18 protein-coding genes are annotated in these 23,139 nt (G+C 68.5%); 9 read left to right on the top strand and 9 right to left on the bottom strand.

What is annotated here, in order from left to right; translation table 11 throughout:
• The first annotated feature begins 205 nt into the window (after window positions 1-205).
• From BJ988_RS07850 to BJ988_RS07840, 3 genes are all read left to right on the top strand, one after another.
• Window positions 206-1,360, top strand: a complete 1,155-nt coding sequence (locus BJ988_RS07850) for a 13E12 repeat family protein (protein ID WP_179657516.1) — start codon at window positions 206-208, stop codon at window positions 1,358-1,360.
• Window positions 1,361-1,574: 214 nt separating this feature from the next.
• Window positions 1,575-2,660: an IS110 family RNA-guided transposase gene (locus BJ988_RS07845; RefSeq protein ID WP_179656809.1), complete on the top strand. Its 1,086-nt coding sequence runs from the start codon at window positions 1,575-1,577 to the stop codon at window positions 2,658-2,660.
• A gap of 671 nt (window positions 2,661-3,331) precedes the next feature.
• On the top strand, window positions 3,332-3,901 hold the full coding sequence (locus BJ988_RS07840; RefSeq protein WP_179657515.1) for a Uma2 family endonuclease: 570 nt from the start codon (window positions 3,332-3,334) through the stop codon (window positions 3,899-3,901).
• Between the two features lie 50 nt (window positions 3,902-3,951).
• Here BJ988_RS07840 and betT read toward each other — a convergent pair whose 3' ends face one another.
• The 3 genes from betT to BJ988_RS07825 form a co-directional block, all read right to left on the bottom strand.
• Entirely contained in the window at window positions 3,952-6,090 is a 2,139-nt protein-coding gene (gene betT / locus BJ988_RS07835; protein ID WP_246321433.1) for a choline BCCT transporter BetT, read from the bottom strand.
• Between the two features lie 71 nt (window positions 6,091-6,161).
• A complete protein-coding gene (gene betA, locus BJ988_RS07830) occupies window positions 6,162-7,898 on the bottom strand; it encodes a choline dehydrogenase (RefSeq protein ID WP_179657514.1) in 1,737 nt (578 codons plus the stop codon).
• A 1-nt stretch (window position 7,899) separates the two neighbouring features.
• Window positions 7,900-9,402: an aldehyde dehydrogenase family protein gene (locus BJ988_RS07825; RefSeq protein WP_179657513.1), complete on the bottom strand. Its 1,503-nt coding sequence runs from the start codon at window positions 9,400-9,402 to the stop codon at window positions 7,900-7,902.
• Between the two features lie 169 nt (window positions 9,403-9,571).
• Here BJ988_RS07825 and BJ988_RS07820 point away from each other — a divergent pair, with 169 nt between their 5' ends.
• From BJ988_RS07820 to BJ988_RS07805, 4 genes are all read left to right on the top strand, one after another.
• Window positions 9,572-10,144 (top strand): TetR/AcrR family transcriptional regulator, encoded by a 573-nt coding sequence (locus BJ988_RS07820; RefSeq protein WP_179657512.1) that lies wholly within the window; start codon window positions 9,572-9,574, stop codon window positions 10,142-10,144.
• Between the two features lie 293 nt (window positions 10,145-10,437).
• Window positions 10,438-12,372, top strand: a complete 1,935-nt coding sequence (locus tag BJ988_RS07815) for a family 20 glycosylhydrolase (protein WP_179657511.1) — start codon at window positions 10,438-10,440, stop codon at window positions 12,370-12,372.
• Window positions 12,373-12,470: 98 nt separating this feature from the next.
• Window positions 12,471-13,670 (top strand): NAD(P)/FAD-dependent oxidoreductase, encoded by a 1,200-nt coding sequence (locus tag BJ988_RS07810; RefSeq protein WP_179657510.1) that lies wholly within the window; start codon window positions 12,471-12,473, stop codon window positions 13,668-13,670.
• Entirely contained in the window at window positions 13,667-14,038 is a 372-nt protein-coding gene (locus BJ988_RS07805; RefSeq protein ID WP_179657509.1) for a DoxX family protein, read from the top strand. The genes BJ988_RS07810 and BJ988_RS07805 overlap by 4 nt, the downstream gene beginning before the upstream one ends.
• A 110-nt stretch (window positions 14,039-14,148) precedes the next feature.
• Here BJ988_RS07805 and BJ988_RS07800 read toward each other — a convergent pair whose 3' ends face one another.
• Both BJ988_RS07800 and BJ988_RS07795 read right to left on the bottom strand, forming a co-directional pair.
• The gene (locus tag BJ988_RS07800; protein ID WP_179657508.1) at window positions 14,149-14,985 is read right to left on the bottom strand and encodes an RCC1 domain-containing protein; all 837 of its coding nucleotides are present in this window, start codon (window positions 14,983-14,985) and stop codon (window positions 14,149-14,151) included.
• Window positions 14,986-15,002: 17 nt separating this feature from the next.
• Window positions 15,003-15,605, bottom strand: a complete 603-nt coding sequence (locus BJ988_RS07795; protein ID WP_179657507.1) for a GNAT family N-acetyltransferase — start codon at window positions 15,603-15,605, stop codon at window positions 15,003-15,005.
• A gap of 145 nt (window positions 15,606-15,750) precedes the next feature.
• On the opposite strand from BJ988_RS07795, the gene sigJ reads away from it, so the two are divergent.
• Entirely contained in the window at window positions 15,751-16,692 is a 942-nt protein-coding gene (gene sigJ, locus BJ988_RS07790) for an RNA polymerase sigma factor SigJ (RefSeq protein WP_179657506.1), read from the top strand.
• A gap of 70 nt (window positions 16,693-16,762) precedes the next feature.
• Here sigJ and BJ988_RS07785 read toward each other — a convergent pair whose 3' ends face one another.
• From BJ988_RS07785 to BJ988_RS07775, 3 genes are all read right to left on the bottom strand, one after another.
• On the bottom strand, window positions 16,763-18,091 hold the full coding sequence (locus BJ988_RS07785) for an MFS transporter (RefSeq protein WP_179657505.1): 1,329 nt from the start codon (window positions 18,089-18,091) through the stop codon (window positions 16,763-16,765).
• A 76-nt stretch (window positions 18,092-18,167) separates the two neighbouring features.
• On the bottom strand, window positions 18,168-19,028 hold the full coding sequence (locus BJ988_RS07780; protein ID WP_179657504.1) for a shikimate dehydrogenase: 861 nt from the start codon (window positions 19,026-19,028) through the stop codon (window positions 18,168-18,170).
• Window positions 19,029-19,240: 212 nt separating this feature from the next.
• Complete coding sequence (locus tag BJ988_RS07775) at window positions 19,241-19,894, bottom strand: TetR/AcrR family transcriptional regulator (RefSeq protein WP_179657503.1); 654 nt, start codon at window positions 19,892-19,894, stop codon at window positions 19,241-19,243.
• Window positions 19,895-19,976: 82 nt separating this feature from the next.
• Between BJ988_RS07775 and BJ988_RS07770 the strand changes: the two genes are divergently transcribed.
• Window positions 19,977-21,785, top strand: a complete 1,809-nt coding sequence (locus BJ988_RS07770) for a bifunctional sugar phosphate isomerase/epimerase/4-hydroxyphenylpyruvate dioxygenase family protein (RefSeq protein ID WP_179657502.1) — start codon at window positions 19,977-19,979, stop codon at window positions 21,783-21,785.
• A 124-nt stretch (window positions 21,786-21,909) separates the two neighbouring features.
• Here the strand turns inward: BJ988_RS07770 and hppD are convergent, their stop codons facing one another.
• The gene (gene hppD, locus BJ988_RS07765) at window positions 21,910-23,115 is read right to left on the bottom strand and encodes a 4-hydroxyphenylpyruvate dioxygenase (protein WP_179657501.1); all 1,206 of its coding nucleotides are present in this window, start codon (window positions 23,113-23,115) and stop codon (window positions 21,910-21,912) included.
• Window positions 23,116-23,139 lie beyond the last annotated feature (24 nt).

Below are 23,139 nucleotides of genomic sequence, written 5' to 3'. Positions count from 1 at the left end.
GGTGTGGCGCGGAGGAATCTTGCTTGGGAAGGATGAGGTTGAAGGGGCGGGAGGGTGGCCCTTCGGGCCACTTATCATCCACAGGCTTGATGTCGTTCGCTCGCCACTAAAAGCGTATTTGACCTGCACAAATAGGTGTTCAAGAGCGCTTGGTCGGAGTAGAATCAGAGGCACTACGACACACCTTTGAAGGGAGGTAGCAGCCATGAGCATCGACCACTGGGGCACCAACCCCGCCGACGTCATCGAGTCGGCTCTTGCTGCCATCGAAACCTCCCTGGAAGAGCTGCTCGCGATGGACCCGACCTACTGGCGGACCAGCCAGAAGAAAGACTTCCTGGCGAAGGTGGAGAAGCTTCAGGCCCAACAGGCAGCGTTGACGCTGCGGGTGCTGGCTGTCTCGGGTGATATCGCCGCAGAGACCGGTGACAAGGACGCCTCGGCCTGGATGCGTGCCGAGCTGCTGGTCGACAAAGGTGCCGCGAGGTCGCAGATCAAGCTCGCCAACGCGGTGACGAAGTACGAGTTGGTTGCCGCTGGCCTCGCTGAGGGTGTCGTCTCTGAGGCGAAGGCCCGAGTGATCACCAAGGCCCTCGACAAGGTCGAGGCCGACCCGGTCGCCACCGTCGAGGACCTGGTCCTGGCTGAGAAGCTGCTGGTCGAGTACGCGACCCAGTTCACAGCCAAGGAACTGCGGGTCGTCGGCAGGCGGATCCTGCTCGAGGTCGACCCCGCCCGGTTCGAGGCAGCCGAAGCCAAAGCACTCCTCGCCGAAGAGGAACGCGCCCAGCAGAAGACCGCACTCCGGGTCTGGGACAACCACGACGGCACCATCGGCTTCGACGGTGTCCTCCCGACATCGATCGGGATGCGTTTCAAGAAGCAGGTCGAGGCCTGGGCTCAGCCGCGTAAGCAGCAACTGGTCGAGAAGGGCTCGGCCCTGCCGCCGTGGGAGCGGATGATGGGACAAGGGTTCACCCGGCTGATCGAGACCATCGACCCGAATGCGCTGCCCCGACACGGTGGCGACGCCACGGTCGTGAATGTGGTGATCTCGCTCGAGGAGCTCCGCAAAGAGCTCGGCACCGCGACCCTGGGCTACGACGAGACCAACGGCACCACCATCACCGCAGCCGAAGCCCGCAAGATGGCGTGCAACGCGACCATCATCCCCTGGGTGTTGGGCGGTGACAGTGAGGTCCTCGATGTCGGCCGGGCGAGCAGGTTCTTCCAACCGATCCAACGCAAAGCACTCCGGTTGCAGCAGACGTGCTGCCAAGCCGAAGGCTGCGACATGCCACCGGAATGGTGCGACGCCCACAGAGAGGATGTCGGTGCGTCATCTCGTGTGGCGGCCTGACTCTGAGCGCTCATTGACGGCGCGAGCATGAAGCGCGCCTGTCCTGAAATGGATTGGTCGACCGTTGCACGAGGTGGCGTGCTGTCAGACCACCGGCACGCTGGGCGTGACTTGATAGGAGCCTGCTAGGAACACGCCCATCTCTGTGTTGTCCGCCCTGGCGATGCCGGTGGTCTGTCCATCCACCCGACGAGGAGAGGACGGCATCACCAGCATGACGAATCGAAGCGAGGATCGCGAGGTGATCGGCGGCGTCGATACCCACGGCGCCACTCACCACTGCGCTGCGCTCGACGCGCGAACAGGGAAGTTGCTGGGCGACAGCGAGTTCCCAGCAACTGCGAAGGGCTACGCCCAAGCCCTCAAGTGGCTGCAGCGGTACGGGAGGGTCGAAGCGGTCGGGGTCGAGGGAACCGGGTCTTACGGAGCAGGGCTCACCCGGTACCTCACCAGCCGCGACGTGGTCGTCATCGAGGTCGTCCGCGCGAACCGTCAGGCCCGGTATCTGCAGGGCAAGTCGGACCCTCTAGACGCGATCAATGCTGCGCGCGCCGTGCTGGCCGGCATGGCCACCACGGTCCCCAAGACACGCAACGGGAACGTAGAAGCGATCCGAATGATCCAAACCACCAGGCGCAGCGCCTCGAAAGCACGCAAGGCCGCGATCAACCAGATGCACGGCCTGATCTACTCCGCTCCCGAACCACTGCGCGAACAGCTGCGAGGGCTCAACCGCGCCGCACTGGTTGCCCGCTGCTTACGCCTGCGACCAACGACCTCAACCCAGTCCGGGGAGCTGACAGTCATCGCCAAGACGATGCTGCGCCGACTCGCACGGCGCGTTCAAGCTCTCGATGAAGAGATCGAGGAAGCCAACCAGCAACTCACAGAACTCGTTCAACACGCAGCGCCCGCCCTGCTCCAGGTCTTCGGCGCCGGACCTGAAGCAGCTGCGCAACTCCTGACCACCGCAGGAGAGAACCGCGACAGGATCTCAACCGAGGCCTCACTCGCACGCCTCTGCGGTGTCGCCCCGATCCCAGCCAGCAGCGGCAACACAACCCGGCATCGACTCCACCGCGGCGGCGACCGGAGAGCCAACTCCGCGATTCACATGATCATCATCAACCGGCTCCGATGGCACGAACCCACCAAGGCCTACGTCACCCGCCGCACCGCCGAAGGAAAGACCAAAAGCGAGATCATCCGATGCCTCAAGCGCGCGGCCGTCCGCGAGCTCTACCGCGCTCTCCTGACAGACCTCAACAAACCAGCCGCAGAGCACGAACCCGCCGCTTGACATGCATAGGAGCATCCACCTCGACCCCTGGGCCGCAGGCGGAAGAACGGATCTGAAGGACGGGGTCTTGCTCTGCCCGCACCATCACCGACTGGCGCACAACCCTGCCTATGTTCATGAGCGACTACCCGACGGCACGATCCGGTTCACTCGTCGGCCCTAGACCGGCAGTGTGAGACCCACTCGTCAAGGCCCCGCCTGCGCGGGCACCTTCGCCTGCCCCGGGACACGTCGGCTCCGCTTGGGCCCGATGTGGACCTGTGCGGGGAACCCTCGTCCCGCGAGTCGTCCGCCGGGGTCAGGCGGCGTTGTGACCGATTCACAAGGTCTCGCCCACTCCCGTAGGCACCGACCCGGCCCCTGCCCCTCGCAGCACACCCGCCAGACCCCCAATCCCGTGCCCAACTGAATCCGCTGCGCCAAACCCCGCCGCCGACCCGATACAGGCGAAATCTTTCTCGATCGGGTGCCGGGTCAAAGATGGCCGCAGGCCACCGCGAAGCGGCGGGCGAAGCCCGTCCTTGACGCGGTGCGCGATCGAGAAACAATTGAACAAGGGTCGGCGGCGAACACCGAGACCAAGCAACAGTCATTTCCGCGTGGCTTCCCGGGACCAGACCGGGACGGAAAGCTCGACCACCGACACCAGCAAGGGACGGTATCCTCGAAGTATGACTGCGTTGCCCGAATGGATGCGCCCTCCTCGTGAGGAGGGTTGGTACTCCGAAGACCTCGACATGCTCGTCGAGGCGCCGCGTCATACCGAACTCATCGACGGAGCCCTGGTCTTCAACATGTCACCGCAGCGCCGCTGGCACAGTCGGCTCGTCACGGCCCTGACCAACGCGCTGACGGCGCAGGCGCCCGACGGGTTCGAGGTGGATCGGGAGCTGACGGTGGTGCTCGACAGGCGCAATCGGCCGGAGCCGGACGTGCTGGTGAGCACGGCGCGGATCCCGGACCAGGCCTCGTTCTACGAGGCAGACACGGTGGTTCTGGTGGTCGAGGTGGTCTCGCCGGAGTCCGAGCACCGCGACCGGGCGGTCAAGCCGCAGAAGTACGCCGAGGCGGGCATCGCCCATTATTGGCGCATCGAGAACGAGGACGGCGCACCGGCGGTCCACGTCTATGAGCGCGACGAGCTGACCGAGGCCTACGTCCCGACCGGGATCTTCCGCGACCGCCTCGACGTCCCGCAGCCGTTCCAGCTCAAGATCGACCTGAACGACCTGGTCCGCTGAGGTGTTGTGCGGCTGGAGCGGCCGATCGGCCGCTCCCAGCCGCACGACCATCAGGGCTTGGTCTCCTCCACGGGCACCTCGGGCACCTCAGCCGGAAGATTCTCCTGCTGGACGAGGTGGAGGTAGGAGAGGTGGCGCTCGTACTGGTCTAGGACGTCACCCATCAGCTGCTCGCGCGAGTAGTCGTTGACGTCATAGCCCTGGGTGCCTTCGGCGAGGTGGACCTCCGTGCGGAAGTAGACCTCACCGCTGACCCGGCCGACCGCGAACGTCGGGGCGGGACAGGGCAGCGGCGTGAGCTTGTAGACGAACGCGGGGGCGTCCTCGAGGTCGGTGTGGAGCTGGACGCCATGGACGCCGCGTACGGCCTTGGTCTCGGTCACGACCGAGGTGAGCCCGTGCGTGCAGAGCTCGGCGGCGACCTCTTCCAGCACGGGTGTCGCGACCGTCTGGATGAACCGCTCGGTGTCCCGCGCGGTGGGATAGTTGACCGAGCGGCGCAGCCGCTGCGACAACGAGGGACGTACGCCACCGTCGGCCGCTCCGACCAGGCGCGCCGAGGAGATCGCGGCCGGCAGGGCGTACCTCGCGCTGGTGGTCTTGAGCGACTCCAGCCGTAGCGAGCGGTGGAGCCCGACGGCGACCAGGGCGAGCACGATCGAGAACGGCAGCCCCATGATGATCGTGGCGTTCGTCAGCGTCGTCAGCCACGCATCCCCGCCCGCGAACATCAGGGCGAGGGTCAGCGCACCGATGGCGACCGACCAGAAGATCCGTACCGGGATCGAGCAGTCGGCCATCGGGTGCGGCAGACGGGAGGTGAAGTTGCCCATCACCAGCGCACCGGAGTCGGCGGACGTCACGTAGTAGAGGAACCCGGTCAGGGTCGCGAGCGCGACCAGCGCGATCGCACCCGGGTAGTTGTCGAGGAAGACGTAGAAGCCCTGCGCGTAGTTGCCGCTGGTGAGCTCCCCGAACTCGGCGTCACCGCCGCGGATCCGGCCCAGCGCGCTGTTGCCGAAGATCGAGACCCACAGCAGGATGAAGCCGAACGGGATCATCATCACGCCGACCAGGAACTGCCGGATCGTCCGGCCACGCGAGATCCGGGCCAGGAACAGCCCGACGAACGGCGACCAGGCCACCCACCAGGCCCAGAAGAAGAGGGTCCACAGGTTCTTCCAGACGCCGACGTCAGGGTTCTCGACGGTGTCGTAGGGCATCGTGTCGAAGCTCATCCCGGGCAGATTCACCAGGTAGTCACCCAGGTTCATCACCAGCGAGTTGAGCAGGAACGCGGTGTTGTCGGAGAAGAGCACGTAGAGCATCAGTGTGAGCGAGAGCAGCACGTTGAGCTCGGAGAGTCGGCGGATGCCCTTGTCGACCCCGGAGACCGCCGAGATCGTGCCGAGCAGCACTGCGACCACGACCAGGCCGACCTGGGCGGCGCGGCCCTCGGGGATACCGAAGAGAACGTTGAGACCGGCGTTGAGCAGGGCGATCGAGATACCGAGCGAGGTCGCGATACCGAAGATCGTGCCGAGCACGGCGGCCAGGTCGATCCCATCGCCGAGCCGGCCGCGGACCCGCTTGCCGAAGATCGGATAGAGCGCCGACCGGATCGAGAGCGGCATCCCGTGGCGGAAGGAGAAGTAGCCCAGCGCCATGCCCATGACGGCGTACATCGCCCAGCCGGACAGCCCGTAGTGGAACAGCGTCCAGGTCACGGCCTGCTCGGCGGCGGCGACGGTGCCGCCCTCGCCGGTCGGCGGGGTGAGGTATTGCGAGACCGGTTCGGCGACCGAGTAGAACATCAGGTCGGCGCCGATCCCGGCCGCGAAGAGCATCGCGGTCCAGGTGAACAGCGAGTACTCCGGCCGGGACTCCTCCGGCCCGAGCCGGATCCGCCCGTAGCGAGACAGACAGATGAACAGGACGAACGCGATCAACGCCGCAGCGAGCGCGAAGTACCACCAGCCGAAGTACGTCGAGATCCAACCGACGACATGCCCGATCACGGTGCCCGCGGTGTCGGGCGCGAGCAGCGTGAAGAGCGTGAACGCGACCACCACCCCGGCAGAGCCGAAGAAGACGGTCTTGTTCAGCTCCGCCTTCGTCGTGGGGATCTCGTCTGGGTCCGCAGCGGGTTCACCCAAGGGCATACGCGACGGGTCGATCGTGTCCGGCATGAGCTGTCTCCTCCGGTTGGGGTGCCCGGCAGGCTAGTCCACCCGGCGCCGGCTTGGGTCACGGTTCGGTCTCAGGACTGGTTGCGCGGGTCCCCCGCAGGCCACAGCGGCGAGTCGTCGCGGTGGCGGTAGTAGGGGACGTCGGAGGGTGCCAGCGGAGTGTTGCCCGCGATCAGGTCGGCCGCCTTCTCCGCGACCATCATCACCGGAGCGTAGATGTTGCCGTTGGTGACATAGGGGAAGACGCTCGCGTCCACGACCCGCAGTCCCTCGGTGCCGTGCACCTTCATCGAGGTCGGGTCGGTCACCGCCATCTCGCCGGTGCCCATCGCCGCGGTGCACGAGGGGTGCAGCGCCGTCTCGGCGTCCTTGCGGACCCACTCGAGGATCTCCTCGTCCGTCTCAACGGTCGGGCCCGGGGACATCTCGCCGGCGTTGAAGGGGGCGAAGGCGGGCTGGTTGAGGATGTTGCGGGCCACCCGCACCGCCTCGACCCACTCCCGGCGGTCGTTGGGTGTGGAGAGGTAGTTGAACAGCATCGAGGGGTGCTCGAAGGGGTCGTCGGACTTGATCCGGACGTGGCCTCGGGTGTCGGCGTACATCGGGCCGATGTGCACCTGGTAGCCGTGCTGGCCCTTCTCCTGACCGGGAGCCATCGACCCGTCGTAGCGGATCGCGATCGGCAGGAAGTGGAACATCAGGTTGGGCCAGTCCACGTCCTCGTTCGACCGCGCGAAGCCGCCGCCCTCGAAGTGGTTGGTCGCTCCCAGGCCCTTCTTCTGGAAGAGCCACTGCCAGGCGATCTTGGGCCGCTGGTGCCACACCAGGCCCGGGGCGATCGAGACCGGCTGCTTGGAGGCGTACTGGATGTAGACCTCGAGGTGGTCCTGGAGGTTCTCCCCCACGCCCGGGAGGTCGTGCACGACGTCGATCCCGTGCGAGCGCAGCAGGGACTCCTCCCCCACGCCGGAGAGCTGGAGCAGCTGCGGGGTGTTGATCGCGCCGCCGCAGCAGATGATCTCCTTGGCGCGGACGAAGTGGTCCTTGCGGGCGCGCCCGACGCCGCGGACGTAGTCCAGGCCGGTCACCCTCGGGACGTCGCCCGAGGTGTCGAAGCGGATCTTCGTCGCGTGCGCGAAGGTCTCGACGGTGAGGTTGGGGCGGTTCATCACCGGGTGCAGGTAGGCCCGTGCGGCCGACCAGCGGCGGCCGTCCTTCACGTTCCGGTCGAAGGGGGCGAAGCCCTCCTGGCGGTAGCCGTTGACGTCGTCGGTGAGCGGGTAGCCGGCCTCCTGGGCGGCCTCGAAGAACGCCGAGAAGAGCGGGTTCGAAGCGGGCCCGCGCTCGAGGTGGAGCGGACCGGAGCCACCGCGCCACTGGTCGGCGCCGGAGGTGCCGTCCTCGAGGAAGCGGCTCTCCATGCGCTTGAAGTAGGGCAGGCAGTGGCGGTAGTCCCACGTCTCCATGCCCGGGTCGGCCGCCCAGCGCTCGAAGTCCATCGGGTTGCCGCGCTGGAAGATCATCCCGTTGATCGAGCTCGAGCCACCGAGAAGCTTGCCGCGGGCGTGGTAGACCTTGCGACCGCCCAGGTGCGGCTCGGGATCGGACTCGTAGCCCCAGTCGTAGAGCTTCGAGCCGATCGGGAACGGCAGCGCCGCCGGCATGTGGATGAACGGGTCGATCTTGAAGTCGCTGTGACCGGCCTCCAGCACCAGCACCTTCGTGCCGGGGTCAGCGCTGAGCCGGTTGGCGATCGCCGAGCCGGCCGAGCCGCCACCGACGATGACGAAGTCGTACGTCGCGGTCATCTCAGTTCTCCTTCGCTGTGCCGGTCTCCTGGGCGCGGGGCGCGAACCAGTGCTGCGGGCTCGGGTCGATGTTGTGCCAGATGTGCTTGGTCTCGCGGTACTCCTCGAGCCCGGCCTGGCCGAGCTCGCGGCCGATGCCGGACTGCTTGTAGCCGCCCCACTCGGCCTGGGCGACGTACGGGTGGTAGTCGTTGATCCAGACGGTGCCCATCCTGAGCCGGGCGGCGACGCGCTCGGCGCGGCCGGCGTCGCGGGTCCACACCGCGCCGGCGAGCCCGTAGATGGAGTCGTTGGCGATGCGGACGGCGTCGTCCTCGTCGGTGAAGGTCTCCACGGTGAGGACCGGCCCGAAGGACTCGTCCTGCGTCACGCTCATCTCGGTGGTGCAGTCGTCCAGGATGGTGGGCAGGTAGTAGAAGCCGTCGGCCAGCGCGGGGTCGTCGGGGCGCTTGCCGCCGGTGCGGAGGGTGGCGCCCTCGGCCAGACCCTTCGCGACGTACGCCTCGACCTTGTCGCGGTGAGCGCTGCTGGTCAGCGGGCCGGTCTCGGCAGCGTCGTCGAACGGGCCGCCGAGGCGGATCTGCTCGGCGCGGGCCACCAGCTCGTCGACGAACTTCTCCTTGATCGACTCCTCGATGATCAGCCGAGCGCCTGCGGAGCAGACCTGGCCGGAGTGGAGGAAGACCGCGGTCAGCGCGAAGTCGAGCGCCGTCTCCAGGTCGGAGTCTGCGAAGACGATGTTGGGGTTCTTGCCGCCGAGTTCGAGCGCGATCCGCTTCACCGTGTCCGCGGCGTTCACCATCAGCCGCTTGCCGGTGGCCAGTCCGCCGGTGAAGGAGACCAGGTCGACGCGCGGGTCCTCGGACAGCGGGGCGCCCGCGGTCGGGCCCTCACCGAGCACCAGGTTGCCGACGCCGGCCGGCAGGCCGGCCTCGTCGAGCACCTTCATCAGGTGGATGGCGCTGTGCGGCGTGATCTCGCTGGGCTTGAGCACGAAGGTGTTGCCCGCGGCCAGGCACGGCGCGACCTTCCACGCCACCTGCAGCAGCGGATAGTTCCACGGCGTGATCAGCCCGCAGACGCCGACCGGCTCGTGCACGATCCGGCTCTTCACGATCGGGTTGCCGGTGTCGATCACCCGCCCGGCTTCCTCGGTGGCGATGTGGCCGAAGTGACGGAAGACCGAGACCACGTCGGCCACATCGTACTCGCTCTCCACCAGTCGCTTTCCGGTGTCGAGCGACTCGGCGCGGGCGATGATCGCGGTGTCCCGCTCGAGCAGGTCGGCGACCCTCAGCAGAAGGTCGCCTCGCTCCCGCGCGGGCGTCGCCGGCCACTCACCGCTGTCGAAGGCATTCCGCGCCGCAGCGATCGCGGCCCGGGTGTCCTCGGCTCCAGCCTCCGCAACGGTTCCGACGACCGCGCCGTCGGCGGGACAGCGGATCTCCCGCTGATCGCCCGACTGGGCGGGCACCCAGCGTCCGTCGATGTAGATCTGGCTCATGCAACCTCCGGCGTCGGGTTGCTCAACAGGCAACCGCGGGTGAATTACACATGATCCTGCGTGGACATGAAGGGCCAGGTCAAGGGCTTGGAGGTACAAAATTGTTGCAGTTGGTACAAAATTGTTCCAACTGATACAAATGGCTGGCGCCGGTTGTTAGGGTCGCCGCATGACGACCGCGCGTACCGCGCCCGCCAAAGATCCACAGCGCCGTGCCGCCTGGGCGGAGCTGGCGACCGACTACGTCCACGAGCACGGGCTGATCGGCCTGAGCCTGCGCCCGCTCGCCGCCGAGCTGGGCACCAGCAACCGAGTCCTGCTCTACCACTTCGGCACCAAGGACCAGCTGGTCGCCGACGTGCTCCGCACGTCGAACGAGCGGTCGGTCGCCGAGGTCGCCGCGCTCGAGCCCTCGAAGGACCTGAGATCCGCTGTCCATGAGCTCTGGGCGGTGATGGAGGGCGATCGGTGCAGCCGGATCTATGTGGAGGCGGCCGCGCTCGGTCTCTTCGGCAGGGAGCCGTACGTCTCGGCGGTCCGCGAGGCCAACACGCTGTGGATGCACGTTCTCATCGGGCATCTGGACAAGTCCGGCGTGGATCCCGCCGTCGCTGAACGAGCAGCCCACGTCATCGACGCCGCCTTCATGGGCTTCCAGCTCAGCCTGGGCCCCGACGGCAGCCTCCCCGAGCGCGCCCGGTCCGTCGATGTTCTAGCGGACGCCGTCGCCGCCCTGGCCTGAGCCACGCGCCCCCCACCGCGGACCGCTCCAGTCGACGTCACACTCCCGGGTCCTGGACAGAGGTCGAACCACGATCGCTGATTTCCACGACGCTGCGGCGCCAACGTCGCTAGCCTCGATGGTCGACCGAGTTCGCCATCGATGGAGGCATGCGCATGATTCGTTCGGGCCCTATCCAAATTCTGACAACGGCGTTGGCCTTCGGCATCGCCGCCATGCTCATCGCCGCGTCGACCACGTCACCAGCGACTGCCCAGCCCCAGGCCGAGCTCCCGAGCAAAGCGGAGGCACCAGTGCCCGGTCTGGTGCCGAACCCGCTCCAGGTGCGCGCGACAGGAGGGCCCGGTTTCGTCCTGACCAAGCAGGCCCGGATCGTCGCCCGTGGCGCTGACGCAGACGAGGTCGGCGTTCTCATGGCCGCCGACCTGCGTCCGGCGACCGGCTTCGACCTCCCGGTCGTCGCCGGCAGGTCGACCCGTCGTGATGTCGTCCTGACCATCGACCCCGAGGCCGGGTTCGGCGAGGTCGAGGGCAACCCGGAGGCGTACAAGATCTCCTCGACGGCCAACGGGGTCAAGGTCACCGGGGCGAGTCGCCACGGGCTGTTCAACGGCACCCAGACGCTGCGTCAGCTGCTGCCGGCGTTTGCCTCATCCACCGTCCAGGTGAACACCGACTGGACGGTGCCGGCCGTCTCGATCCTGGACGCGCCGCGGTTCAGCTATCGCGGGATCATGCTCGATGTCGCCCGCTCGTTCCTCGAGGTCGACGAGGTCAAGCAGGTCATCGACGCCGCAGCGGCGGCCAAGATCTCGGTGCTGCACATGCACCTGGCCGACGACCAAGGGTGGCGGATCGACATCACCAACTCCGGTCGGGCGGCCGACGACGACATCGACTACACGGCGCTGACGCGGGTCTCGGGTGCGACCGCGGTGCTCGGCAACCCGTATCAGAGCGCCGACGGCCACACCGGGTTCTACACCCAGGACGACTATCGCTCGCTGGTGCGGTATGCCGCCGAGCGCGAGATCGAGATCATCCCCGAGATCGACATCCCCGGCCACACGAATGCCGCCCTGGCCGCGATCCCGCAGCTCAACACCGCCGGGTCGAGTCACCCGGCGACCGAGGACGAGCCGGTGGCACCACACAACGGGACCATCGACGTCGGCTACTCCTATCTCGATCCGACCTCCGAGGTGACCTATACGTTCATCCAGCACGTCTTCTCACAGCTCGCTGCGCTGACGCCGTCCGAGTTCCTGCACGTCGGCGGCGACGAGTCGCATGCGATGACGCAGCGATATGGCCACGAGGGCTACGTGGCGTTCGTCGAGCGGGCGCTCGCGATCGTCCACGGACTCGGGAAGAAGACGATCGGCTGGAACGAGTACGCCGAGGCCGGGCTCACCGCCGGTGATGGTGTCCAGTACTGGGCCGGCACGACCGAGCACGCGAAGCGCGCCGTCATCGAGGACGGCGCCAAGCTGCTCGTCTCGCCGGGCAACACCTCCTACCTCGACATGAAGTATCACGCGAAGACGCCGATCGGACTCTCCTGGGCGTGCTCGGGCGACTGCGACGTCGCGCACTACTACGACTGGAGCCCGCAGGAGGTCGTCGCGGGCGTCGGGGACGAGCACATCCTCGGCACCGAGGCGCCGCTGTGGTCCGAGACGATCCGGGGCGTCGACCAGGCCGAGTTCATGATCTTCCCACGCGTCCTCGCGCACGGGGAGAACGGCTGGACCGCCGAGTCGCGGCGCTCGCCGTCGGACTTCGCGGCGCGGCTCGCCTCGGTCGGTCCGCGACTTGCTGCCGCCGGCACCAACTTCTACGACGGGCCGCAGATCGCCTGGTCGACGGAGCTGGCCGGGACCGATGCTGCGGTGTCGGCAGGGTCGGTCGAATCGGTGTCGGTCGGACTGCTCGCCGCCCCCGGGACCAAGACGGACGGGACCACGGTCACCGTCGACGAGGTCGACGACGCGGACGGCACCGGTGGCTCGACACTGTCCGCACCGCTCACCGCGACAGTCGACTTCGGGGACGGGTCGCCTCCGGCCTCCGCACGGTTCACCGCGTCTGAACCCCGGGATTCGCTCCACGCTGCCGGGGTCTATGCGGTGACGGCTGCTCATGCGTACGAATCCCCGGGGAAGTATCGCGGCAAGATCAGGGCCTCCGACGGGTCAACGACAAGGTTCACCATCACGGTCTCCTGATCGAGCGGAGGTTGTGAAGCTGAGAGCGGCCTATGGCTCACTCTCAACTTCACAACCTCCCGATGTCACAGATCTCGCGGCGCAGGTGTCCTTGGGGTATGAGCAACCAAGAAGCCTTCAGCAGGAGCCGGGTCGTGGTCATCGGCGGCGGATACGCGGGTGTGATGGCCGCGAACCGGCTCACCAAGCGCGAGGACATCGAGATCACCCTGGTCAACCCGCGCGACCGTTTCGTCGAGCGGATCCGGCTGCACCAGCTCCTGGCCGGATCGTCCGATGCGGTCGTGGCCTACGCCGACATCCTGAGTCCGCGGGTCCGTCTGCTCGTCGGCACGGTCTGCGCCGTCGATGCCGGTGCCCGGACGGTCGCACTCGAGGACGGGCAGGAGGTGGCGTACGACTACCTGATCTACGCCGTCGGCAGCACCGGCGACACGCGGGTGGCGGGCGCACACGAGCACGCCTTCGGCGTCGCGACCTTCGAGGAGGCGACCCGCCTGCGGGCCGCCCTGGACAAGACGCCCGCCGATGCACCGGTGGTCGTCGTCGGTGGCGGCCCGACCGGCATCGAGGTCTCCTCTGAGCTCGCCGAGGCCGGCCGCAATGTTGCGCTGATCTGCGGAGACAGTCTGGGCCCGTGGTTGCACGAGAAGGGCCGGGCTGACGCCGAGCGCGATCTGCGGCGCTTGGGCGTCGGCATCATCGAGGGGGCGCGGGTGGCCGAGGTGCTGGCCGGCAGCGTACGCCTCGACAACGGTCGCGAACTGCCGAGCACGGTGACGATCTGGACCGCCGGGTTCGCTGCGCCGGACCTGGCCCGCGCGAGCGGGCTCTCCACCGACGAGATCGGCCGACTGATCACCGACGAGACCCTGACCAGCGTCGACGACGACCGAATCATCGCCACTGGCGACGCCGCGGCGCCGTCGGGCCTGGCTTACCGGATGAGCTGCCAGGCAGCCAACCAGCTCGGGCCCCTGGCCGCGGAGACGGTGCTCGCCCGGCTCGCGGGCGCAACCCCTGAGGTGGTCAGCATCGGCTTCGTGGGGCAGTGCATCAGCATCGGTCGCGGTCTGGGGATGCTGAACTTCGCCCGCCGGGACGACTCGGCCGTGGCCGCCCGGCTTCGCGGCGTGCCCGCGGCGAAGGTCAAGGAGCTGGTCTGCCGCAGCACGATCTGGGCCCTGTCGATGGAGGCCCGTCGACCCGGGTCCGCCATCGGCTTCAAGGACCGATCGCGGGCCGGTCGCGTCCGGACGGCAGCGGTCGTTCCGCCGGCGAAGGAGCCGAGTCTGTGAGCCTGGCCGTCACGGTCGTCGCCTGGATCCTGGCCGCGCTGCTGCTCGTCGTGGGAGTGGCCCATCTGGCCGCCCCTGGCAAGGTCGAGCCGCTCGTCCCCGAGTGGTGGCCGTCCAAGCGACTGACGGTGTACGTCTCCGGGCTCGCCGAGGTGGCGATCGGGATCGGTCTGCTGGTCCCGGTCACCCGCCCCTGGGCGGCTGGCGTGGCGGTGCTGATATTTCTCGCCTACACGCTCGTCCACCTCGACGACCTCCGCCACACCTCGGGCGCGACCCGTTTCGGCGACACCACCGGCGGCGTCGTCACTCGGGGCGTCGTGAACCTCGCGTACGCCGGTCTGGCGGTCTTCGTCCTCCTCGGCTGAGATATCGGCTGAAGTCTCGTCCAGCGGTTTCGGGAGGAGGTCAGGCAGCCGTCATGCGGCGGTTGCCGCGCCCTCGACGACTTCCTGACCGCGGACCGACAGCGGGGAGCTCACCAGATCGGCGGCCACCCAGCGACGTCGCACTGACCGTGCTCGTTGCTCCCGGCTGCGAGGACGGTCCCGTCTGCCCGCAGTCCGAGCGTGTGCCGGGACCCTGCGGCCACCGCGACGATCTCGCGCCAGTCGGCGACATCGCACTGGCCGGCGTCGTTGCCGCCGACGGCCAATGCTCGGCCGTCGGCGGTGACGGCGACGGTGTGGTAGCTGCCAGCGGCCACTCCCGCGACATCGCGCCAGGTCTCGACACCACCCGCCCCGGCGCTGCGATCGCCGGCCGTGAGCACGCGCCCGGAGCTGGTCAGGCCGATTGTGTGAAGGTAGCCCGCCGCCACGGCGACTAGGTCGCCCCATGCACCGACGTTGCACTGCCCGCGGCGATCGTTACCCACCGCCGTCGCAGTTCCGTCAGCCCTGAGGCCGACCGAGTGCCAGTCACCGCAGGCCAGCGCGACGATCTCGCGCCACGAGTCCACCTCGCCGGCGCCTTCGGTGCGCCTGCCCGCGGCGAGCACGGTGCCGTCGGCCCGCAGTCCCAGCGTGCGGCGCCAACCGGCGGCGACAGCGGTCACCTCGCGCCAGGAGGTCACCTCGCACTGACCCTCGTTGTTCCAGCCCGTCGCCACCACGGTGCCGTCGGTTCGGAGACCGACGCTGTGGGACCGCCCCGTGTTCGAGGCGGTGTGCACGTTGCCCGCCGCTACCTCGACGACCTCGGTCCAGTCAGCGGTGCGGCACTCCCCCGCCGTTCCCGAACCGGTGGCGAGGACCGTCCCGTCCGCGCACAACCCCAGCGAGTGGCGCGGCCCGGCCGCGATCAGGTGCCCCATGACAGCAGCATGACCGATCAGGCCGTGGTCTGTTCGTCGAGACCGCGTTCGCTCTGCGTAGCTCGAAGTTCGCGGACCATCTCGTGATTCACCCCGTCGACCATCTCGACCCGCGTGCCGGTGTCGACGTAACCGCACTTGCGATACGCGCCCTGCGCGCGGACGTTGTCCTCGTTGACGTGGAGGCGCACCTGCTGGACACCGATGTCCTGCAGCCACGCCTCCGTCTCCGACAGAAGCGCCTGCAGGACACCGCCGCCGCGCTGGTCCGGTCGCACGTAGACGCCCACGATGGCGGCACGCACGTGTGCACTCGTCTCACCGATGTAGTCGGGCTCGCCCGGCGCCGTCACGAGTGCCGTCACCGTCCCCACGAACTCGGCGTGCTCGCCGACCGCGACGAACTTCCCCACGGACGTGCCGGCGGCGGCCGTCTGCGCCTGCTCCCGCCAGTAGCTGTCCGGCCGCTGGAGGGCGTCCTCGAGTCGCTCGAGATAGGCGAGGTGGGCGATCGGGTCACGCAGCGCTTCGAGACGCAGCTCCCGGATGCTCTGCCACTCCTCGGCATGCGCCCGGCGCACGGTGCAGGAAGCCGGCGCTTCACCCTCCTCGACGGTCATGGCGCCATCCTCCCAGCGCACCCTGACCTGCGTCGAACCTTTTCCAGCAGGCGTACGACCCGACGGGGCGCGGTGTCTGGCGCCATGTCACAGTCGTCCGCGCTGCCTCGTCCTAGAGGGCAAGATGGACCGAGGAGGACATTTCATGACACCTGAAGCCGAGTTCGAGGAGCTGCGCCCGCTGCTGTTCTCGATCGCCTACCGGATCCTCGGCAGCGTGAGCGAGGCGGAGGACGCGGTGCAGGAGAGCTGGATCCGGCTGGCCTCGAGCCCGACCGAGCCCGACTCGCTGAAGGCGTTCATGTCCACCGTGGTCACCCGCATCTCGCTCGACGTGCTGCGCTCGGCACGGGTGCGCCGGGAGACGTACGTCGGTCCGTGGTTCCCCGATCCGCTGCCCACCGACACCCACGCGGACGAGCGCGCGGACATCTACGCGAGCCCGGAGCGGGCGACCGAGCTGGCCGACTCGGTCTCGATGGCCGCGCTGCTGCTCCTCGAGCGGCTCAGCCCGCTGGAGCGGGCGGTCTTCGTGCTGCGCGAGGTCTTCCACTTCGGCTTCGCCGACATCGCCGCGGCGGTCGATCGCTCCGAGGCCGCCTGCCGCCAGCTCGCCTCGCGCGCGCGTCGCCACATGGACGAGGGCAAGCCACGGTTCGAGGCCGACCGGCGCAAACGGGTCGAGCTCTCCAGTCGCTTCTTCGACGCGCTGCGCGACGGCGATCTCGATCAGCTCCAGGCGCTGCTGGCGGCCGATGTCGAGACCGTCAACGACGGTGGTGGCGTGGCTGGTGGCGCCGGCGGCCGGTTCGGCGCGGAGAAGGCGGCACGCATCCTGGTCGCGGCGGTGCCGCCGCTGCTCGCCATCGGTGCCCGCCTGGAGGAGCGCGAGCTCAACGGCGAGCCGGGCGCCATCCTGCGCGACGCCGACGGCTCCGTCCTCGGCACCTGGACCCTCGACATCCTCGACGGCCAGATCCAGCGGATCCGCTCGGTCACCAACCCCGAGAAGCTGGGCCACCTGGGTCCGGTGGCGGATCTGAAGGAAGTCGTACGCCGCCGCAACCGCCACCGTCACGGCCTCTGACGCCCGCCCCGCTGGTCGAGCCGCGAGGCCGCCTGCGGCCGAGCGTGTCGACCGGCGGGGCCGCCAGGCGTCAGACCACCGCGCCCCGCGGGGTCACCGGCCGAGCGCCGAGGTCGGCGGTGCGTACATCCTTGGTCTCCCGTGCCGTGCTGGCGGCAACGATCGCGACCAGGCAGACCACTGCGGTGTAGCCCGCGGTGACGACCCAGCCGCCCTCCTTCACGCCGCCCAGGGCGGTGACGATCGACGGCGTGAACCCGGCCAGCATGAAGCCGATCTGGGTGCCGATCGCGACACCGGAGAAACGCACCGGGGTCGAGAACATCTCGCCATAGAACGAGGGCCAGACCGCGTTGGCGGCCGCGTAGCCGAAGGAGAAGGTGATGATCGCGAGGGCGAAGACGAGCAGCTCGTTGCTCTGGCTCATCGAGAGCAGGTAGAACGGCATCATGACCGCGCTGGCGACCGCACCGTAGATGAAGACGGGCTTGCGCCCGACCCGGTCGGCGAGGCGGCCGAACAGCGGCTGGGTGAACAGCGCGACGACGTTGGCGGCCACGACCAGCCACAGCGTGATCGAGTCGACCATGCCGATCTCGACTCCATAGGCGATGGCGAGGTTTCCGAACACCGTGGAGACGGCCGCGATGAAGGCGCAGCAGATGACCCGCAGAACGTCGACCCAGTGGTCGCGCAGCAGCACCGCGAGGGGCAGCTTGGCGACCTCGTTGTTGGCCTTGGCCTCCTCGAACTCGGGCGTCTCGTTGAGGCGGGCGCGGATGAAGAACGCGACCAGCACCACGATCGCGGAGAGCCAGAACGGGATCCGCCAGCCGATGCCGTACTTGATGTCGTCAGGCAGCGCGACCACCGGGATGAAGACGAGCGCGGCCAGGATCTGGCCGCCCTGGGTGCCGGTCAGGGTCCAGGAGGTGTAGAAGGAGCGCTTGTCGTCGGGCGCGTGCTCGAGCGTCAGCGAGCTGGCGCCGGCCTGCTCGCCGGCAGCCGAGAGGCCCTGGAGCAGCCGGCAGAACACCAGCAGTCCGGGCGCGAGCCAGCCGACCTGGTCGAAGGTCGGCAGACAGCCGATCAGGAACGTGCCACCACCCATCAGCAGGAGCGTGAACAGCAGCACCTTGCGGCGGCCGATGCGGTCGCCGAAGTGACCGACGAAGACCGCGCCGACCGGCCGGGCGACGTACGCGAACGCGAAGGTCGCGAACGACATCACCAGCGAGGCATCGCCGGCGGTCGGGAAGAAGACATGCGGAAAGATCAGGGCTGCGGCGGAGCCGAAGATGAAGAAGTCGTAGTACTCCACGGCGCTGCCCATGAAGCTGGCCAGCGCGGCTCTGATCGGGGTCTTGCCTTCGCTGTTCTCGATGTCAGGTCCCGCCATCGGGTCCTCCTCGGGTAGGTCCGCGGTTCCTGACCGCGGGCGGGTGGGGGGGGTGGATGTTTGTTCAGGTTCGGGGTCAGCCGGCTGCGGCGAGCTCGCGCAGGTGGGCGAGCATCCGCTCGGCATCGGGGTCGATGCCGGTGATCAGCCGGAAGGCGTCGACGGCCTGGTAGACCGCCATGTGGCCTCCGTGGAGCGTCCGGCAGCCGACCTCACGCGCGGCTTGGAGCAGCGCGGTGTCCAGCGGCCGGTAGACGATGTCCGCCACCCACAGGTCAGGGCGGAGGAGGCTCGTCTCCAGCGGCGTACCGGGGTGGTCGGCCATGCCGACCGGGGTGCAGTTGACCAGTCCGTCGGCCTCGGGGAGAAGCGCGACCAGCTTGTCGACGTGGGTGGCCTCGACGGTGCTCTCCGGGTGGTGACGGCGGATCTCCTCGACGCGCGCCTGGGCGCGGTCGAGGTCCATGTCGGCGATGACCAGCCTCTCGACCCCCTGAGTCACGAGCGCGTGGGCGACGGCCGAGCCCGCCCCTCCCGCGCCGAGCTGCACGACGGTGCCGAGCGGAGCACCCGGCATCCCGGTACGCAGTGCGTGGCCGAACCCGGTCGTGTCGGTGTTGTAGCCGACCGCGCCCTCATCGGTGAAGACCACGGTGTTGACCGCGCCGAGGCGGGCCGCGGTCTCGTCGAGCCGATCGAGGTGCTCGATCACGAGCTCCTTGCACGGGTGGGTGATGTTGAGCGCGTCGAAGCCGAGACGCCGGGCATCGTTCATCAGGTCGCCCACGCCCTCGGCGGGGATCCCCAGAGCCGTGATGTCGAGCGTCTTGTAGACGTAGGACAACCCATGCTCTGCCGCCTCGCGCATGTGCAGCGCCGGGCTGAGCGAGGGTCCGACTCCCGCGCCGATCAGGCCGACGAGAAACGAAGACTTCATCTGGGCGATCCTTAATGTACGAACTAGTACGTTACGTAGTGAAGGGGATCACACCCGGCCTCGGCTCGTCAACCCCCGCCGAGACGTCACTCGCGTCGGCCGAGGCGTCACTCGCGTCGGCCGAGTTGGCAGCGCGGTGCCAACTCGGCCGACGTATGTGACGCCTCGGGCGACGTATGTGACGCCTCGGGCGAGGGAGGGGGCAGCTCTGGCTAGGCCGAGAGCCAGCCGACGACGATGTCGCCGAGGATGCGGCGGTGGCGCTCGCGTACGTCGGGGGCGAGCATGTCGCGGCCGAAGAGGAACCCGAAGGTCGCGGCGTTGGCGACCTGGAAGACGCAGTAGGAGCTGATCAGCATGTGCACGTCGACCGCGTCGACGTCGCCGCGGAGCTCACCCGAGGCGCGGCCGCGGGCCAGAACGTCGTCGAGGAGGGAGACTGCCGGAGTGCCGAGGTCGCGCAGCGACTCGACCTTCCCAAGGTGCTGGCCGTTGTGGATGTTCTCGACCGAGACGAGCCGGATGAAGCCCGGGTGGTCGTGGTGATGGTCGAAGGTGAGCTCGGCGATCCTGCGCACCGCGTCCACCGGAGCCAGGTGGTCGGCATGCAACCCCTGCTCGGCCTCCCGGATGCGACGATAGGCGGCCTCGAGGACGGCGAGGTAGAGGCCCTCCTTGCCGCCGAAGTAGTAGTAGATCATCCGCTTGGTCGTGCGGGTGCGCTCCGCGATCTCGTCGACCCTCGCACCCGAGTAGCCCTGCTCGGAGAACACCTCGGTCGCGACCTCGAGCAGCTCGGCCCGGGTGCGTTCGGCGTCTCGGAGCCGCTCTTCCGACTTCTCGGCGGAATGTTGCGTGTCGACCATGTCCCGAGCCTAGAGCACAGCCCACTTCCCAAGCCGGACCATTGTATGTACCGTTTCGTACATTAGCCACGAACGGAGACCCATGCGCACCTCGATCGCCACCGTCTGCCTCAGCGGCGGCCTGGTCCAGAAGATGTACGCCGCGGCCGAAGCCGGCTTCGACGCGATCGAGATCTTCGAGCCCGATCTCGTCGCCGCACCCCAGTCCCCCGAGGAGATCCGGGCACTGGCTGACCGGCTCGGGCTCACGCTGGACCTCTACCAGCCGTTCCGCGACGCCGAGGGCGTCGACGAGTCGGTCTTCGCCGATGTCCTGCGCCGCGCCGAGGCTAAGTTCCAGCTCATGCGACGTCTCGGGATCGACCTGATGCTGGTCTGCAGCAACGTCGGCACCGCGACCGTCGACGACGACGAGGTCTCCGCGCGACAGCTGCGCCGGCTGGGCGAGCTCGCGGCGGCGTACGACATCCGGCTCGCCTACGAGGCACTCGCCTGGGGACGGTTCGTCGACGACTACCGGCGCTCGTGGCGCATCGTCGAGCTCGCCGACCACCCCAACGTCGGGATCTGCCTGGACAGCTTCCACATCCTCTCGCGCGGCCACGACCCGAAGCAGATCGAGGAGATCCCGGCCGAGAAGATCTTCTTCCTGCAGCTCGCCGACGCACCCGCCCTCAGCATGGACGTGCTCTCCTGGAGCCGCCACCATCGGCTCTTCCCCGGCGAGGGCAGCTTCGATCTGCCGGCCTTCCTCGCGCACGTGATCCGCGCCGGCTACGACGGGCCGCTGTCGCTGGAGGTCTTCAACGACACCTTCCGCCAGACCGACCCGGTGCGCACCGCCCGCCAGGCACAGCGCTCGCTGCGCTGGCTCGCCGACCGCACCGCCGACCTGCTCGGCGACGAGGCCGGACATGACGGCGGCCTCCTCCCCCGGCTGCCCGACGTCGCCGCACCGGAGGCCTTCGACTTCGTCGAGATCAAGGCGGCCGACACCTCCGGCGTCGAGGTGCTGCTCGAGCAGCTCGGCTTCGACTTCGGCGGCCGTCACCGCAGCAAGCAGGTGCGCCTGTGGACCTGGGGCCAGGCCCGGATCGTGTGCAACGACCAGCCCAGCAGCTCGCCCTCACCACGCATCGCGGCCGTCGGCTTCGACGTCCCCGACTCAGACCCGGCCGCGGAGCGTGCCGCACGACTGATGGCGCCACCCGTCCACCGCCGGACGTACGCCGGCGAGCAGGCCCTGCGCGCCTTCACCTCCCCCGACGGCACCGAGGTCTTCTGCTCCCACGCGGCAGACTGGATCGGCGAGTTCGGCGGTGGCGTCGCAGGCGCGGTGGACGGCGGCACGCGCATCGACCACGTCAACCTGGTCCAGCCCTGGCACAGCTTCGACGAGGCCGTCCTCTTCTACACCAGCGTGCTGTCGCTGGCCCCGCAGCCGAGCCAGGAGGTCGCCGGCCCCGCCGGCCTCGTCCGTAGCCAGGTGATGAGCTCGCCTGCCGGCGGCGTACGTCTTCCGCTCAACCTGCTCCCGTCCGGGCATCTCCCGACCGATCAGCAGGGCCACGCCCAGCACATCGCGCTCGCCTGCCCCGACATCATCGACGTCGTGGCGGCCGCCCGGGAGCGCGGTCTGCGGCCGCTCGCGGTGCCGGGCAACTACTACGACGACCTGGTCGCCCGCTTCGGTCTGGCCGAGGACCTCGTCGACACGCTGCGCGACCTCGACCTGCTCTACGACCGCGACGCCGACGGCGAGTACCTGCACTGCTATACCGAGACCGTCGGCGAGGTCTTCTTCGAGCTCGTCGAGCGGCGCGAGAGCTACGACGGCTACGGCGCCGGCAACGCTCCCGTCCGCCTCGCCCGCCAGGCCACCGTTGGTTGAGCTCGTCGAGCGCCAGCGAGCCGGTGTCGAAACCAACACAGTTCGTACGCGACTGTGTTGGTCTCGACACGCCTCCGCCTAGCGGCTCCGAGGTCTGAACGAAGTGGCCTTCGACCAGCGGGGATCAGAAGTTGCCGCGGAGCTCCTGCTCTCGCTCGATGGCCTCGAAGAGGGCTTTGAAGTTGCCCTTGCCGAAACCGAGGGAGCCGTGGCGCTCGATCAGCTCGAAGAAGACCGTGGGGCGGTCGCCGATCGGCTTGGTGAAGATCTGCAGCAGGTAGCCGTCCTCGTCGCGGTCGACGAGGATGCCGCGCTTCTGCAGCTCCTCGATCGGCACGCGGACCTCACCGATCCGGGCGCGCAGCTCGGGGTCCTCGTAGTAGGAGTCGGGGGTGTTGAGGAACTCGATCCCCGCGTCGCGCAGCGCGTCGACGGTCGTCAGGATGTCGCCGGTCGCCAGCGCGAGGTGCTGGGCGCCGGGGCCTTGGTAGAACTCCAGGTACTCGTCGATCTGCGACTTCTTCTTCGCGATCGCCGGCTCGTTGAGCGGGAACTTCACCCGGTGGTTGCCGTTCGCGACGACCTTCGACATCAGCGCGGAGTAGTCAGTGGCGATGTCGTCGCCGATGAACTCTGCCATGTTGGTGAAGCCCATGACGCGGCCGTAGAAGTCGACCCACTCGTCCATCTTGCCGAGCTCGACGTTGCCGACGACGTGGTCGAGCGCCTGGAAGAGGCGCTTGGGCGCGCCCTCGGGCTTCTTCAGCGTCGAGGTGCGGGTCACGTAACCGGGCAGGTAGGGACCCTCGTAGCCCGATCGGTCGACCAGCGTGTGGCGGGTCTTGCCGTAGGTGGCGATGGCGGCGATGCGTACGGTGCCGTGCTCGTCGCTCACGTCGTGGGGCTCCTCCAGGACCGTGGCGCCCTGGGCTCGCGCGTGCTTGATGCAGCGGTCGACGTCGGGCACCTCGAGGGCGATGTCGACGACGCCGTCACCATGGCGGGCGTGGTGAGCGATGATCTCGCTGTCCGGCGCGACGCCGCCCTTGATCACGAACCGCACTCCCCCGCTGCGCAGCACGTAGGAGTGGTGGTCGCGGTTGCCGGTCTCGGGGCCGGAGTAGGCGACCAGCTCCATGCCGAAGGCGCTCTGGAAGAAGTGGGCGGTCTGGGTGGCGTTGCCGACGGCCCATACGACCGCGTCCCAGCCGGTGACCGGGAACGGGTCAGAGGTGTCGTCGTAGGCCACCAGGCCGACGAGCTGCTCCAGCTCGGCCAGCCCCAGTCCGGCGAGCTTCTCTTGGTTGGTCAGGGTGTCTGCAAGCGTCATGCGGCAAGTCAAGTGGGCCGAGTC

Origin of the sequence: Nocardioides panzhihuensis (assembly GCF_013408335.1) — a bacterium.
GTDB classification, from domain to species: Bacteria; Actinomycetota; Actinomycetes; order Propionibacteriales; family Nocardioidaceae; genus Nocardioides; species Nocardioides panzhihuensis.
Note: the sequence above shows the minus strand (reverse complement) of the source record. Positions and strands in the feature narration are given on the sequence as shown.

Excerpts from the sequence above, each read along its gene's own strand:
- BJ988_RS07850 (WP_179657516.1), top strand. The coding sequence starts at position 206 with ATGAGCATCGACCACTGGGGCACCAACCCCGCCGACGTCATCGAGTCG.
- BJ988_RS07845 (WP_179656809.1), top strand. The coding sequence starts at position 1,575 with ATGACGAATCGAAGCGAGGATCGCGAGGTGATCGGCGGCGTCGATACC.
- BJ988_RS07840 (WP_179657515.1), top strand. The coding sequence starts at position 3,332 with ATGACTGCGTTGCCCGAATGGATGCGCCCTCCTCGTGAGGAGGGTTGG.
- betT (WP_246321433.1), bottom strand. The coding sequence starts at position 6,090 with ATGCCGGACACGATCGACCCGTCGCGTATGCCCTTGGGTGAACCCGCT.
- betA (WP_179657514.1), bottom strand. The coding sequence starts at position 7,898 with ATGACCGCGACGTACGACTTCGTCATCGTCGGTGGCGGCTCGGCCGGC.
- BJ988_RS07825 (WP_179657513.1), bottom strand. The coding sequence starts at position 9,402 with ATGAGCCAGATCTACATCGACGGACGCTGGGTGCCCGCCCAGTCGGGC.
- BJ988_RS07820 (WP_179657512.1), top strand. The coding sequence starts at position 9,572 with ATGACGACCGCGCGTACCGCGCCCGCCAAAGATCCACAGCGCCGTGCC.
- BJ988_RS07810 (WP_179657510.1), top strand. The coding sequence starts at position 12,471 with ATGAGCAACCAAGAAGCCTTCAGCAGGAGCCGGGTCGTGGTCATCGGC.
- BJ988_RS07800 (WP_179657508.1), bottom strand. The coding sequence starts at position 14,985 with ATGGGGCACCTGATCGCGGCCGGGCCGCGCCACTCGCTGGGGTTGTGC.
- BJ988_RS07795 (WP_179657507.1), bottom strand. The coding sequence starts at position 15,605 with ATGACCGTCGAGGAGGGTGAAGCGCCGGCTTCCTGCACCGTGCGCCGG.
- sigJ (WP_179657506.1), top strand. The coding sequence starts at position 15,751 with ATGACACCTGAAGCCGAGTTCGAGGAGCTGCGCCCGCTGCTGTTCTCG.
- BJ988_RS07785 (WP_179657505.1), bottom strand. The coding sequence starts at position 18,091 with ATGGCGGGACCTGACATCGAGAACAGCGAAGGCAAGACCCCGATCAGA.
- BJ988_RS07780 (WP_179657504.1), bottom strand. The coding sequence starts at position 19,028 with ATGAAGTCTTCGTTTCTCGTCGGCCTGATCGGCGCGGGAGTCGGACCC.
- BJ988_RS07775 (WP_179657503.1), bottom strand. The coding sequence starts at position 19,894 with ATGGTCGACACGCAACATTCCGCCGAGAAGTCGGAAGAGCGGCTCCGA.
- BJ988_RS07770 (WP_179657502.1), top strand. The coding sequence starts at position 19,977 with ATGCGCACCTCGATCGCCACCGTCTGCCTCAGCGGCGGCCTGGTCCAG.
- hppD (WP_179657501.1), bottom strand. The coding sequence starts at position 23,115 with ATGACGCTTGCAGACACCCTGACCAACCAAGAGAAGCTCGCCGGACTG.